Consider the following 12,123-nt stretch of genomic DNA (forward strand, 5'->3'; position numbering starts at 1 on the left):
CGCGTGTCCGTGCCGGACAAGGTTTGCGACGATTGCCGTTGGCAATCTTAGACCCGCATGGCGGGACGCAAACCTGGGGGGCCAGGGTCGGGCAGGGACGCAGATCTGAGGCTGGACCCTACAGGTCCAGCAACAGCCGCTCCGGGTCCTCCAGGCATTCCTTGACGCGCACCAGGAAGGTCACGGCTTCCTTGCCGTCCACGATGCGGTGGTCGTAGGAGAGCGCCAGGTACATCATCGGGCGGATGACGATCTCGTCCCCTCCGCCCGGTTTTGAGACCACGACGGGGCGCTTCTGGATGGTGTGCATGCCCAGAATGCCCGATTGCGGCGGGTTCAGGATCGGCGAGGACATGAGCGAGCCGTAGACGCCGCCATTGGAGATGGTGAAGGTGCCGCCGCGCATGTCGTCCATGGACAGATCGCCCGCTTGCGCCTTCGTCGCCAGCTCTCCGATGCCGAGCTCGATCTCGCCCAGATTCTTGGCGTCCGCATCGCGCAGGACCGGGACGACGAGGCCCTTGTCGGTCCCGACGGCGATGCTGATGTCGTAGAAATTCTTGTAGATGATGTCCGTGCCGTCGATTTCGGCATTGACGGACGGCACTTCCTTGAGCGCCTGGACGACCGCTTTGACGAAGAAGGACATGAAGCCCAGCTTCACGCCGTGCTTGTCGATGAAAGGCTGCTTGTACTTGCTCCGCAGCGCCATGATCTCGGACATGTCGGCTTCGTTGTAGGTCGTCAGCATGGCCGCCGTGTTCTGGGCGTCCTTGAGACGTCGGGCGATGGTCTGGCGCAGGCGGCTCATGCGCACGCGTTCCTCGCGCTCGCCCAGTTCGCGCGGAGCGGACGGCGCAGCGGGTTTGGGCGCGGCGGGCGGCTTGGGCGCGGACGATTGCGGGGCAGCGGCGCTTTTCTTGGCGGTCCCGGCATCGAGCGCCGACTGCGCGTCCGCTTTCAGGATGCGGCCATCCTTGCCCGTGCCTTCGATCTTCGTCTCGTCCAGATCGTTGTCGCGGATGATCTTCGCGGCGGCCGGCATGACGCGCACATCGTTGGGCACGCCGTCGAGATTGGTGCCGGGCACGCCTTCGGGCTTGTGCTTCTCGACCGCTTCGGTGGAGACGGGCTTGGCCGACGTGCCCCCCGAATCGCTCTCGCCCATGCGGGCCAGGGTCTGGCCGACCGCGGCGACATCGCCTTCGGCGACGAGGATCTCGGTGATGACGCCCGACCGCGGCGCGACCAGTTCCTGGGCCGCCTTGTCGGTTTCCAGCTCGACGATGGCCTCGTCCTTCTCGACCGCGTCGCCGACCTGGTTCATCCAGCTGGCGACCGTGACTTCGGAGACGCTTTCGCCGACATTGGGCACGTCGATGTCGATGGACGATCCGGTCGCCTCGGACGAGGCCGGGCTTTCCGTCTGGGTTTCGACCTGCGCGTCGCCCTTCCCGGCCGTCTTCTCTCCGCCGCCTTCGCCCATCTTCGCGATCAATGTGCCGACTTCGACCGTATCGCCTTCATTGACGAGGATCTCGGACAGCACCCCGTCTTCGGGCGCGACCAGTTCCTGGCTTGCCTTGTCGGTCTCGATCTCGACGATCGGATCGTCCTTCTTCACGCTGTCACCGGCCTGTTTCATCCAGCTGGCAATGGTCACTTCGGAGACGCTTTCTCCGACGTTGGGGATCGTGATATCGGTCATGCTTCGCGCCTTAGCGTCCTTGTCCAGGGATGAACAGATCAAACAACAACAGAAGATAGTGTGCTCGGCATTTCTTGCCGAGACTGTCATGAAGGTGGGACAATGCTTCTAGGGGCTCGGTAAGAAATGCGAGAGGCGGGAGTTCCTGCCTAGTCCGCGAAGATGCCGGCAATGATGACCTGCTGTTCGGTCTTGTGCTTGGCGGAGATGCCGGCTTCGGTTAATTCGCGGCATCGCGCGCGTTCATGAAATGGGCCGCCGCTTCCCCTAGAGCATGACCAACCGCATAGAAGAACACGACTATTGCAACCGATATGATCGCGCCTTTGAGCAAACGTTTCGTGTTATCGGTTCCAGGTTGGGTCATGGCTGCCTTCTACTTCGCGAAAACCCCGTCGATGATGGCTTGCTGTTCTTTCTTGTGCTTGGTGGCGATGCCCGTGGCCGTGGAGGCGGCGGGGGCGCGGCCGATATAGCGCACGCGTTTGCTCTTCGCGCCGATCTCGGCCAGCGTGTCCTCCAGGCGCGGTTCGATGAAGCTCCACGCACCCATGTTCTTGGGCTCTTCCTGGCACCAGACCATGTCGGCCGTCTTGAAGCGCGACAGCTCCTCGGCCAGCGAATCGTCCGGATAGGGGTAGAACTGCTCGACGCGCAGCAGATAGACGTCGCTGCGGCCCTGCGCTTCGCGCGCTTCGAGCAGGTCGTAATAGACCTTGCCCGAACAGATCACGACACGCTTGATCTTCTTGTCGTCGGCCAGCTTGGTTTCGAACCGTTCCGGTTCCCACTGGGCGTCGTCCCACAGGACGCGGTGGAAAGACGTGCCCGTGTCCATTTCGTCGAGTGTCGAGACGCAGAGCTTGTGACGCAGCAGGCTCTTGGGACTCATGATGATGAGGGGCTTGCGGAAATTGCGGTGCAGCTGGCGGCGCAGCACATGGAAATAGTTGGCGGGCGTGGACACGTTGCAGACCTGCATGTTGTCCTCGGCGCACATCTGCAGGTAGCGCTCCAGCCGGGCGGAGCTGTGCTCCGGCCCCTGCCCTTCATAGCCGTGCGGCAGCAGCATGACGAGGCCGCTCATGCGCAACCATTTCTGCTCGGCCGAGCTGATGAACTGGTCGACCATGACCTGCGCGCCGTTGGCGAAGTCGCCGAACTGCGCTTCCCAGATGGTCAGCGCGTGCGGGGCCGTGGTCGAGAAGCCGTATTCGAAGCCCAGCACGGCTTCTTCGGACAGGTGGCTGTTGAGCACCTGGAAATATTCCTGACCGTCGGCGAGATTGTTGAGCGGCGTGAACTTCTTCTCGGTCGTCTGGTCGATGAAATGCGACTGGCGCTGGCTGAACGTGCCGCGCTCCGAATCCTGACCCGACAGGCGCACCGGATGGCCTTCGAGCACGAGCGAGCCGAAGGCGAGATGCTCGGCCAGGCCCCAATCGATGTCTTCGCCCGCCTCGATCTTCTCGGCCCGCGCCTTGATGATGCGCTTGAGAGTGCGGTGGATGTCGACCTTGTTCGGGATCGTCGTGATCTTGGTGCCGATCTCCTTGAGCGTCTCCATGGCCACGCCCGTCACGCCGCGCCGCTTTTCGTCGTTCTCGTTGGGCAGGGTGATGCCCGACCACACGCCGTGCAGCCAGTCGGGTGCCTTGGTCTCGAAATCCTTGGCCGCGTCGAACTCCTGGTCGAGCAGGGCGTAGAAATCGGATTCGCGTTGCTTGTATTCTTCTTCGGTCAGGTCGCCGCGCGCGATCAGCCGCTCGGCATAGAGCTGGCCGGGCGATTTCTTGTCGTCGATGACGTCGTACATGATCGGCTGGGTGAAGGAGGGGTCGTCGCCCTCATTGTGTCCGTAGCGGCGGTAGCAGACGATATCGATCACAACGTCGCGGCCGAACTTCTGGCGGTATTCCGTTGCGATGCGCGCGGCATAGACGACTGCTTCCGGATCGTCGCCATTGACGTGGAAGACCGGCGCCTGGACCATGAAGGACACGTCCGTGCAATACTCGCCCGACCGGTATTCGTCCGGCGTGGTGGTGAAACCGATCTGGTTGTTGACCACGACGTGGATCGATCCACCCGTGCGGTAGCCGACCAGCTGGCTCATCTGGAAGGTTTCCATGACGACGCCCTGGCCCGCAAACGCGCTGTCGCCGTGCAGGATGACGGCCATGACGCGCTTGGGATTGTGCGTGCGGTAGGTGCCGGACAGCTGTTGCTGCTTGGCGCGGGCCTTGCCGATCACGACGGGCGCGACGGCTTCGAGGTGAGAGGGGTTGGGCGCGAGCGACAGGTGGACCTTGTTGCCGTCGAACTCGCGGTCATCGGACACGCCCAGATGGTATTTCACGTCGCCCGAGCCGAAATCTTCGGCCCCCGACGCAACGCCGCCGAGGAATTCGTAGAAGATCGCCGAATAGGGCTTTTCCAGCACCGAAGCCATCACGTTGAGGCGCCCGCGATGCGGCATGCCGAAATTGATGTCCTGCAGGCCGAGCTGTCCGCCGCGCTTGATGATCTGCTCCAGCGCGGGAATCAGCGTTTCGCCGCCGTCCAGGCCGAAACGCTTCGTGCCGGGGTAGCGCTTGTGCAGCAGCTGCTCGAAACTCTCCGCCTCGATCATCTTCTGAAGGATCGCCAGGCGGCCCTCCTTGGTGAAGCTGACCTGCTTGTCCGGCCCTTCGATGCGTTCCTGGATCCAGGATTTCTCTTCCGGATTGGAGATATGCATGAACTGCACACCGATGGTGGAGCAGTAGGTCCGCTGCACGATTTCCATGATCTGGTTGATCGTGGCGTATTCCATGCCCAGCACGCCGTTGATGAAGATGTCCCGGTCGCGGTCCGCCGCGCCGAATTCGTAGGTCTCCGGATCGAGTTCCGGATGGGTGCCGCGCTTGCGCAGGCCGAGCGGGTCGAGATCGGCGATCAGGTGGCCGCGGACCCGGTAGGCCCGGATCAGCATCAGCGCGTTGAGCGAATCCTTGGCCGCCTGCTGCACCTCGTCGGCCGACAGTTCGGGGCGGGCCGCCGCGATCGCCTTTTCGGCGGCGGCCGGGCTGTCGCCCCAATCGCCGGTCAGCGCGCCGACCATTTCGCCATTCGGCGCGGGCGGCCAGTCGTCGCGCTTCCAGGACGGGCCGTCCGCATTGGCCTTGGCGTTCGCGGCAGGTTCGCCGAGCGCGTCGAAATAGGCCCGCCACTGCGCATCGACGCTGGACGGATCGTCCGCATAACGCGCCTGCATCTGTTCGAGATAATGGGCCGAGGCCCCGTCCAGGAAATCCGTGTCGATGAATGCCTGATTGGCGTCCGTACGCTTGGCCATGTACCGGGTCTTTTCGCTCAGAAAATTTTCCGCCGCTTAACGCAAACGGTTCGCCCTGTCATCGGGGTGTGGAGTCAATACAAGGTGAACGCGCGTTTGGTTGCCAAAATTCGTGCGCTAGGTCGCCACGACCGGTTCGTCGCGACGCCGGCCCGTAGGCGATAGTCGCAGGAGCCACAGCATCAGGCCGTAGAGCGCGAGCGAAACGAACAGCACGCCCGTCTTCATGTTGAACAGCTGGAAGTTCACGAATCCGAGACCGAAGATCAGGAAATAGACCCCCATCACCCAGACGCCCCAGCGGCGGCGGAACATTGTGCCGAGGGTCCCGGCGATCTGCGATGCGCCCAGTAACGCGACATAGGCGAAATAGCCCGCCACGGTGAAGGGGACGATCTGGATATCCGCCGTCCTGTCGACCAAGGCCGCGATCTTGTCGATGCCGTCCTGGAAGCCGGACTCCACGCCCGTCGTCAGGGCGTGAAAGATCATCGCGGAGCCGCCGAACCGGATCAGTCCATAGAGGATGAAGAGCGCGCCGATGCACCAGGCCAGGACTTTTCTCATATCGATCTCTCAGAACATTGCGTCGTGCCACTGACAGGTATACATCGAACAGCGATAAATGTATATCGTTTTACGATATTTACCGGTCTTCTCTGCCCGGATGGAAAACCGCGTCCAGACAACCGGAACGACCAAGTGAAGGCTTGATCTCGAAACATACCTGTTATTAGGTAACTTTGTTCGAAGCCGGGTAAGAGCCATGACCATACGCAGACACTATCGATGGATCGGTCTCGTCGCTTTGCCGACTTGCCTTTCGGCCTGCGCCTCGGTGACGGTTGCGCCACCCGACGCGGTGCGGGACACGAGCGACAAAATATACGCCCTCGCCAGCCCGCCAGCCGCACCGCGCGACGAGGATGCGAGCGCGGCGGTGATCGACAGGAATGGGAATGTCATCGGATCGGCCTTGCTCTACCAAGGCTCGGACGGGGTCGTCATGCGATTGTCGGTCAGCGGCGTCGCGCCTGGCGTGCACGGCATGCATTTTCACGCCAAGGGAACCTGCGAGGATCCCCAGGACGGCTTCAAGGCGACGGGCGGGCATGTCATGCCGTTCGGAAAACCGCATGGATACATGCATCCGGATGGTCCCCATGCTGGAAATCTGCCCAATCTGATCGTGGCGGCGGACGGCACCACAACGGTCGAGCTCTATACGGGCCTCGTCAGCCTGTCCGACGGACCCGCCGCTTTGCTGGACGCGGACGGATCGACCTTGATCATCCACGAAAACGAAGACGATCATCTCACTCAACCGATCGGCGGCGCGGGCGGGCGGATCGCTTGCGGCGTCATCGACGCCGCGTCGTGAGCCCGCAGACCGCGCGAGCGCCGCTTCGCCGTCCCTGGCGCAGAAAGACATTCGCCAAACCCATACGAGGAGTCCGGAGCCGATGACACAAGTCCCGCAAACCTATGAAGACTGGGAACGCTGCATCACGGTCGATTGCGGCATCCCCCTGACCCGGGACTACGTCGCCGCGCGCATCGACGCGCTTCAGGACGACAAGGACTTCCACACCCAGAAGTTCGTCAAGACCTGGGGCGAGGCGCACCGTGCGAAAACGCTGGGCTGGTTCCGGCAGGCGGCCACGGCGCTGGAGCCGTGATCGCGGCCACGACCGGTTTGACAGGCGCGAACGTCGCGGCGCGGCACCGGCGGTCGTTCCGAACCCGCCGTGGCCGGGACCGGTCCGCGCTCACGGTAGCCTTTCATGATAAAGGCCGCCTGCCAGGCGGCCTTTATACTTGGTGTCCCCCTTCGGGAGGCTAACCTTTCAGCACGTCCTTCAGCGTCGTCCCGAGACGGGCGGGTGAGTCCGACACGGTGATGCCCGCCTTCTCCATGGCCTCGATCTTGTCCTCGGCGCCCCCTTTGCCACCGGACACGATGGCGCCCGCATGGCCCATCGTGCGTCCGGGCGGAGCAGTCCGGCCGGCGATGAAGCCGACCATCGGCTTGGCGCGGCCCTTCTTGCGCTGATGGGCGATATATTCGGCCGCCTCCTCTTCGGCGGAGCCGCCGATTTCGCCGATCATGATGATCTGTTTCGTTTCCGGATCGTCGAGGAACAGTTCCAGACAATCGATGAAATTAGTGCCGTTGATCGGATCGCCGCCGATCCCGATGGCCGTCGTCTGGCCCAGGCCGACCTGCGTCGTCTGGTAGACCGCCTCGTATGTCAGCGTGCCGGAGCGCGAGACCACGCCGCAGGTCCCCTTCTTGAAGATCTTGCCGGGCATGATGCCGATCTTGCACTCGTCTGGCGTCAGCACGCCGGGGCAGTTCGGGCCGATCAGGCGGGACTTGGAGCCTTGCAGCGCCCGCTTGACCGGGATCATGTCCCGCACGGGAATGCCTTCGGTGATGGCGATGATCAGCTCGACGTCTGCGGCAATGGCTTCCAGGATGGAGTCGGCGGCAAACGGTGGCGGCACGTAGATCACCGACGCGGTCGCGCCGGTCGCGTGCACGGCCTCGGCGACCGTATCGTAGACCGGCAGGCCGATATGCGTCTGCCCGCCCTTGCCGGGCGTCACGCCCGCGACCATTTTCGTGCCGTATTCCAGCGCCTGTTCCGTATGGAACGTGCCGGTCGAGCCGGTCATGCCTTGGGTGATGACCTTGGTGTTCTTGTCGATGAGGACGGACATTTTTGTCTCCTAGTTGAAATCCGGATGAGGTTTGAAAGGGTCGATGACACGGACAGCACCATAATGCTGTCCGTGATTGAGGTCTTCGGAATAGAGAACAGGCGCACCGAGCGCTTCGGTGGCCGCAATCACCGCGCCGTCCCAGTAAGAAATTTTGAATTGCATCGCATTTTGGATGCCCTGCATGACGACCGCACTATCGACTTCGGCACAGGGTTTCATCGACAGGGCAGCAATCCATTTGGCGGCAATCGCAGAGGACAAGGGCTTGTCGAATTTTCTTGGATTCGTCGCGTTCGTATAGAACTCGGCCAAAACCTGCCCAGACGTCGAATAATTCTCTTCGGCCACGATCTCGCGAGCGCGTTCCCATTTCTCTGGCGCATCCTCGGCATGGAGTGCGGCGTAGAGCAACACGTTCGTGTCCAGCAGACAGTCCGGTGTCATCGCTTAGGAGGCCTTGAACCGATCGAAACGCGGTTCACCGGCATAGGTCTCTTCGCGGTCGAACCGGCCGGAACCCATCCGGCCATCCGTTTCGTCAATCAGCTTGAGCAGCGCTTCCCGGGCCTCGTCCTTGCGGCGTGCCTTGCCGACATAGGCTTCGCAAAGATGCCGGATGACCGCGTTCATGGACGTGCCCTGCTGGAAGGCGGCAACCTTCATGTCGGCGACAAGCTGTTCCGGCATGGCGAGCGTGACGTTCTTATTGGCCATCGGGCGAGTCCAGTTCGTCGAAAATCATGCGCAAACGGGTATTCAAGCGGTCGGACCAACAGTCCTCGATGGACCGCCCTGCCTTGTCCGCAACGGCCAGCAGCTCCTCATAGAGGCTGTCTTCAACTTGAATTGCGACAGATGCCTTTGTCATCACAGGAACACATATGCTGTGTAGCGCAGGCTCGCAACCCTACTCCGTCCCGATCACCCGCATGTCGATCACGCTGCCGTCCGCATGACGCACGGAACATTGCGCCATGCCGCCAGTCTCCAGAACATAGGTCAACAGCGTTTGCCCGTTGAGCTGGCGCGTCTGCGGATCGGCATCTCCCAGAGCCGTATCGCTTTCCGCCCGGCAGTCGGCGTCGGCTTTTTCGAGAAAGCCTGGCGGCGGGGTCAGGCCGCCGTCATCGATCTCGTCGGACGGCGCGTCGGTACAGGCCGCGATGAACAGGGCGATGGCGAGGATGTCATATCGTAGCATCGCATTGAGCAGTTTACAAAAAAGACCCGCCTCAGACACGCTTGAATTCATCGACCGCCTAGATATCCGCCACATCGCATATTGCGGAGTCATCCGCTTTCGAAACAGCGTCGATGTCGATTTCCACATGGGCGATCTTCAGGTCGGGATTGGCGGTCTTGAGACTTTGCAGATCGCGGGACTGCAATTTGCAGGGGGCGCACCAATCGGCCGAATATTTCACGAACACATAGTCGGACGCCGGAATGTCGGCGGGATCGAACTGCGCATAGTTCGCCGCATATTCGAGCGAAGGTCCTGACACGGACGGCCTAGTGTCGTCATCCAACAGTCTCTGCCAGATATCAACGGAAGGATCGATATAGGCTTCACCATGATCGATGACCCTTCCATCGGCATCGTAGATCGTCAGCCAGGGCACGGACACGTTGTCGCTGGGCTGCGAGCTCATGCCCTTCAGGAACGCTGTCCGACATCCCGGCGTCCAAACGGCAGACAGGTCGGGCACGCTCTTGATCGCGGCGTCAGCTTCCGCCATCTTCGCCGCCATCTCTTCATCCGTCAAAGTGGTCGTCTCGGTTTCCATACAGGCCGCGAGCGATGCGCCCGTCGCGATCGCCAAGATCAGAGTATCTATCTTCATCCCTGCACCGCCTTCACGATCTTCTTCGCCGCATCATCGAGGTCGTCGGCGCTGATGACGTTCAAGCCGGAACCGTCGATGATGGCCTTGCCCTTCTCGACATTGGTGCCTTCCAGGCGCACGACGAGCGGCACTTCGAGGCCGACTTCCTTGACCGCGTCGACCACGCCTTGGGCGATGATGTCGCATTTCATGATGCCGCCGAAGATGTTGATCAGGATGCCTTCGACCGCATCGTCGGAGGTCAGGATCTTGAACGCCGCGACGATGTTCTCTTTCGTCGCGCCGCCGCCCACATCGAGGAAGTTGGCGGGCTCGGCGCCGTAGAGCTTGATGATGTCCATCGTGGACATGGCGAGCCCGGCCCCATTGACCATGCAGCCGATGTTTCCGTCCAGCGCGACGTAGGACAGGTCGTATTTCTGCGCTTCGACTTCTTTGGGATCGCTTTCCGTTTCGTCCTTCATCTCGACCACGTCGGGATGGCGGAACAGGGCGTTTTCGTCGAAGCTGATCTTGGCGTCGAGGCAGTGCAGATTGCCGTCGCCGTTCACGATCAGCGGGTTGATTTCCAGCATGGCCATGTCCTTGGCCAGGAAGCCGTCATAGAGCGTCCGGCCGAGCTTGCCCGCCTGTTTGGCTTGCCGACCCTCCAGGCCCAGCGCCTTGGCGAGCGTGCGGCCGTGATGCGGCATAAAGCCTGTCGCCGGATCGACATCGAAGCTGATGACCTTTTCGGGCGTATCGTGCGCGACGGCCTCGATATCCATGCCGCCTTCGGTCGAGGCGATGAAGGAGACGCGGGACGTCTCGCGGTTGATGATGATCGACAGATAAAGCTCGGTCTCGATGTCGGAGCCGTGCTCGATATAGAGGCGGTTGACGACCTTGCCTTCGTCCGAGGTCTGCTCGGTGACGAGCGTGAAACCCAGCATCTGCTCGGCATATGTGACGACTTCGTCGACCGACTTGGCCAGGCGCACGCCGCCCTGCTCGCCCGCGCTGTCTTCCTTGAACTTGCCCTTGCCGCGGCCGCCGGCATGGATCTGGGATTTCACCACCCAGAGAGGTCCGCCGAGCTTTTCGGCCGCCGCCTTGGCTTCGGACGCATCATAGATGGCCACGCCGGGCGAGACGGGCGCGCCGATCTCCTTGAGCACCTGTTTGCCCTGATATTCATGGATGTTCATGGAAGTGTCCGTCGATTGGAAGGGAGGAGTCGGGGCGCGTTATAACGCGCCCTGCCCCGCTCGCAACCGCGAACGAAGCCGGTCCTCGTGCGTCCCGTCTCCGGCGCAGGCCTATTTTTGGATCGGCACGACCGCACGCGCCGCTTCACGGCGCTCGTCGGCCGCCGCATCGACGCTCAGCATGTAGATGCCGCCACCGCACACGGTGCAGAGCAGCACCATATCGAAGACGAAGCGCACGCGCCCCGAGCGCAACAGCGATTTGACAAGCGATCCCACGAACGAACTCCAGACGCACCCCGGCCCGCTTCATGACAGTCTGCAAAAGCCCTGTCATCCCGTTTTCCCGAACAAGGTCCGTCACGATGGATTACACATTCTTCGCGCTTGAGCCGTTGCCAACCCGATGGCCCGGCGCTAGAGCGCGCCGCTTCACGCGCCGTGAGGTCAGGTGGCTGAGTGGTTGAAAGCGCCGGATTCGAAATCCGGTATAGGGGCAACTCTATCGCGGGTTCGAATCCCGCCCTGACTGCGCGTTCGCCCCAGATCGGAACTCCGGCAGAGCCTTCGCCCGCGTCTCGTCCAGATAGCGGGCGCTCTCGACCGATTGCCCGTCCCCAAGTTCCAGCAGCAGCGGATTGCCGGTGGGAAACTCGAAGCCGGGGATGTCGTCGTTCGAGACGTCGAAAAGATCCTTCATCAAGGCGCGCAGGCTGTTGCCGTGGGCACTGACGATGAGGTTCGCCCCGGCATCCAGCATGGGCCGGATGTTGGCGTTGAAATAGGGCAGCACCCGGTCCGTCGTCATCTTCAGGCTTTCCCCGCCGGGCAGGATGGCCGGATCGTAGCCGGCATATTTGGGATCGTTCGCCGGATGGTGTTCGTGGGACGGGTCGATCTGCGGCGGCGGCGTATCGAAGGCCCGGCGCCAGATGCGCACCTGTTCCTCGCCGTGCTCGGCCTTGGTCTCGTCCTTGTTCAAGCCCGTCAGAGCGCCGTAGTGGCGTTCGTTGAGCTGCCAGGCTTTCGTGACCGGGATATGCATCTGGTCGATGCCTTCCAGCGCCATCCAGAGCGTGCGGATGGCGCGCTTCTGGAACGAGGTGAAGGCCGCATCGAACCGGGTGTCTTCGGCCGCGAGCAATTCGCCCGCCTTGCGCGCTTCGGCCACGCCTTGGTCGGTCAGGTCGACATCGACCCAGCCTGTGAAACGGTTCTGCTGGTTCCAGACGGACTGGCCGTGGCGGACGAGGACGAGCGTGGGCATGGGCGACTCCCTATTGGTCGGGGTGGCCGCTAGACCATCGGGCAAGCGGC

At 62.2% G+C, this 12,123-nt stretch carries 13 protein-coding genes and 1 tRNA gene; 3 read left to right on the top strand and 11 right to left on the bottom strand.

Annotation, left to right across the window (positions count from 1 at the left end):
• Positions 1-118: 118 nt before the first annotated feature.
• The 3 genes from odhB to Q0718_RS13295 form a co-directional block, all read right to left on the bottom strand.
• Positions 119-1,708 carry a 2-oxoglutarate dehydrogenase complex dihydrolipoyllysine-residue succinyltransferase gene (gene odhB, locus Q0718_RS13285; protein ID WP_298918941.1) on the bottom strand — a complete coding sequence of 530 codons (1,590 nt, stop codon included), beginning with the start codon at positions 1,706-1,708 and terminating at the stop codon, positions 119-121.
• A 376-nt stretch (positions 1,709-2,084) separates the two neighbouring features.
• The gene (locus tag Q0718_RS13290; protein ID WP_298918944.1) at positions 2,085-5,045 is read right to left on the bottom strand and encodes a 2-oxoglutarate dehydrogenase E1 component; all 2,961 of its coding nucleotides are present in this window, start codon (positions 5,043-5,045) and stop codon (positions 2,085-2,087) included.
• A 117-nt stretch (positions 5,046-5,162) separates the two neighbouring features.
• Entirely contained in the window at positions 5,163-5,612 is a 450-nt protein-coding gene (locus Q0718_RS13295) for a hypothetical protein (RefSeq protein ID WP_298918947.1), read from the bottom strand.
• Positions 5,613-5,811: 199 nt separating this feature from the next.
• Between Q0718_RS13295 and Q0718_RS13300 the strand changes: the two genes are divergently transcribed.
• Entirely contained in the window at positions 5,812-6,426 is a 615-nt protein-coding gene (locus Q0718_RS13300; RefSeq protein ID WP_298918950.1) for a superoxide dismutase family protein, read from the top strand.
• A gap of 82 nt (positions 6,427-6,508) precedes the next feature.
• Positions 6,509-6,724: a hypothetical protein gene (locus Q0718_RS13305; protein WP_298918953.1), complete on the top strand. Its 216-nt coding sequence runs from the start codon at positions 6,509-6,511 to the stop codon at positions 6,722-6,724.
• Between the two features lie 160 nt (positions 6,725-6,884).
• On the opposite strand, the gene sucD is transcribed toward Q0718_RS13305, so the two are convergent.
• From sucD to Q0718_RS13340, 7 genes are all read right to left on the bottom strand, one after another.
• Positions 6,885-7,769 carry a succinate--CoA ligase subunit alpha gene (gene sucD, locus Q0718_RS13310; protein WP_298918956.1) on the bottom strand — a complete coding sequence of 295 codons (885 nt, stop codon included), beginning with the start codon at positions 7,767-7,769 and terminating at the stop codon, positions 6,885-6,887.
• A 9-nt stretch (positions 7,770-7,778) separates the two neighbouring features.
• Complete coding sequence (locus Q0718_RS13315) at positions 7,779-8,216, bottom strand: PIN domain-containing protein (protein WP_298918959.1); 438 nt, start codon at positions 8,214-8,216, stop codon at positions 7,779-7,781.
• 3 nt (positions 8,217-8,219) lie between these two features.
• The gene (locus Q0718_RS13320; protein WP_298918960.1) at positions 8,220-8,486 is read right to left on the bottom strand and encodes a hypothetical protein; all 267 of its coding nucleotides are present in this window, start codon (positions 8,484-8,486) and stop codon (positions 8,220-8,222) included.
• Positions 8,487-8,679: 193 nt separating this feature from the next.
• The gene (locus Q0718_RS13325; protein ID WP_298918963.1) at positions 8,680-8,973 is read right to left on the bottom strand and encodes a hypothetical protein; all 294 of its coding nucleotides are present in this window, start codon (positions 8,971-8,973) and stop codon (positions 8,680-8,682) included.
• Between the two features lie 58 nt (positions 8,974-9,031).
• Positions 9,032-9,616, bottom strand: a complete 585-nt coding sequence (locus tag Q0718_RS13330; RefSeq protein ID WP_298918966.1) for a thioredoxin family protein — start codon at positions 9,614-9,616, stop codon at positions 9,032-9,034.
• Positions 9,613-10,806 carry an ADP-forming succinate--CoA ligase subunit beta gene (gene sucC / locus Q0718_RS13335; RefSeq protein ID WP_298918968.1) on the bottom strand — a complete coding sequence of 398 codons (1,194 nt, stop codon included), beginning with the start codon at positions 10,804-10,806 and terminating at the stop codon, positions 9,613-9,615. Before sucC ends, Q0718_RS13330 begins: the two co-directional genes overlap by 4 nt.
• A 111-nt stretch (positions 10,807-10,917) precedes the next feature.
• The gene (locus Q0718_RS13340; RefSeq protein WP_298918971.1) at positions 10,918-11,085 is read right to left on the bottom strand and encodes a hypothetical protein; all 168 of its coding nucleotides are present in this window, start codon (positions 11,083-11,085) and stop codon (positions 10,918-10,920) included.
• A gap of 166 nt (positions 11,086-11,251) precedes the next feature.
• On the opposite strand from Q0718_RS13340, the gene Q0718_RS13345 reads away from it, so the two are divergent.
• Positions 11,252-11,338: transfer RNA gene (locus Q0718_RS13345), tRNA-Ser, on the top strand.
• Here Q0718_RS13345 and gpmA read toward each other — a convergent pair.
• Positions 11,309-12,073, bottom strand: a complete 765-nt coding sequence (gene gpmA, locus Q0718_RS13350) for a 2,3-diphosphoglycerate-dependent phosphoglycerate mutase (protein ID WP_298918975.1) — start codon at positions 12,071-12,073, stop codon at positions 11,309-11,311. The genes Q0718_RS13345 and gpmA overlap by 30 nt on opposite strands.
• Between the last annotated feature and the right edge of the window lie 50 nt (positions 12,074-12,123).

The organism is uncultured Algimonas sp., from assembly GCF_947498175.1.
GTDB lineage: Bacteria > Pseudomonadota > Alphaproteobacteria > Caulobacterales > Maricaulaceae > Litorimonas.

Coding starts and splice junctions, on each gene's coding strand:
- Q0718_RS13325 (WP_298918963.1), bottom strand. CDS start 8,973: ATGCTACGATATGACATCCTCGCCATCGCCCTGTTCATCGCGGCCTGT.
- Q0718_RS13305 (WP_298918953.1), top strand. CDS start 6,509: ATGACACAAGTCCCGCAAACCTATGAAGACTGGGAACGCTGCATCACG.
- Q0718_RS13320 (WP_298918960.1), bottom strand. CDS start 8,486: ATGGCCAATAAGAACGTCACGCTCGCCATGCCGGAACAGCTTGTCGCC.
- Q0718_RS13295 (WP_298918947.1), bottom strand. CDS start 5,612: ATGAGAAAAGTCCTGGCCTGGTGCATCGGCGCGCTCTTCATCCTCTAT.
- Q0718_RS13300 (WP_298918950.1), top strand. CDS start 5,812: ATGACCATACGCAGACACTATCGATGGATCGGTCTCGTCGCTTTGCCG.
- sucC (WP_298918968.1), bottom strand. CDS start 10,806: ATGAACATCCATGAATATCAGGGCAAACAGGTGCTCAAGGAGATCGGC.
- gpmA (WP_298918975.1), bottom strand. CDS start 12,073: ATGCCCACGCTCGTCCTCGTCCGCCACGGCCAGTCCGTCTGGAACCAG.
- sucD (WP_298918956.1), bottom strand. CDS start 7,769: ATGTCCGTCCTCATCGACAAGAACACCAAGGTCATCACCCAAGGCATG.
- Q0718_RS13330 (WP_298918966.1), bottom strand. CDS start 9,616: ATGAAGATAGATACTCTGATCTTGGCGATCGCGACGGGCGCATCGCTC.
- odhB (WP_298918941.1), bottom strand. CDS start 1,708: ATGACCGATATCACGATCCCCAACGTCGGAGAAAGCGTCTCCGAAGTG.
- Q0718_RS13315 (WP_298918959.1), bottom strand. CDS start 8,216: ATGACACCGGACTGTCTGCTGGACACGAACGTGTTGCTCTACGCCGCA.
- Q0718_RS13290 (WP_298918944.1), bottom strand. CDS start 5,045: ATGGCCAAGCGTACGGACGCCAATCAGGCATTCATCGACACGGATTTC.